At 45.0% G+C, this 298-nt stretch carries 1 pseudogene; it reads right to left on the bottom strand.

Annotated elements, in window-relative coordinates:
- A pseudogene (locus tag KC820_RS13070) lies at positions 1-250 on the bottom strand (hypothetical protein); the annotation flags it as partial.
- Positions 251-298 lie beyond the last annotated feature (48 nt).

The raw sequence follows: 298 nt of genomic DNA, 5'->3' as shown, positions 1-298 counted from the left end.
TGTCTCGAACGTCTTTAATAAACTGCACTGTCCTCTGCTGTTCCGCTTCTACTCCTGTAGCCGTCTGAATGCCGCTAGATTCGTTGAAAACAAAGTAGCCGTTGGAGAATCCAATCTTGTACCCTAACTGGCTTAAAAGGGCATTTATGCCGCTTATACGAGTATCTGTGTTGAGTTGTGGATTGATTTCTTGATAAAACTCTTTCTCGACCTGTCCGAATACATTCTTGACAAAGTGCGGTAAACTCATCTCGTTTCGTCTGTTCTCCATGCCCTGTGGTGACATGGCTGCTACAGG

This window comes from Allobacillus saliphilus, from assembly GCF_018138385.1.
GTDB lineage: Bacteria > Bacillota > Bacilli > Bacillales > Alkalibacillaceae > Allobacillus > Allobacillus saliphilus.
The sequence above is the reverse complement of the archived record's forward strand: the minus strand, read 5'-3'. Positions and strand labels throughout refer to the sequence as shown.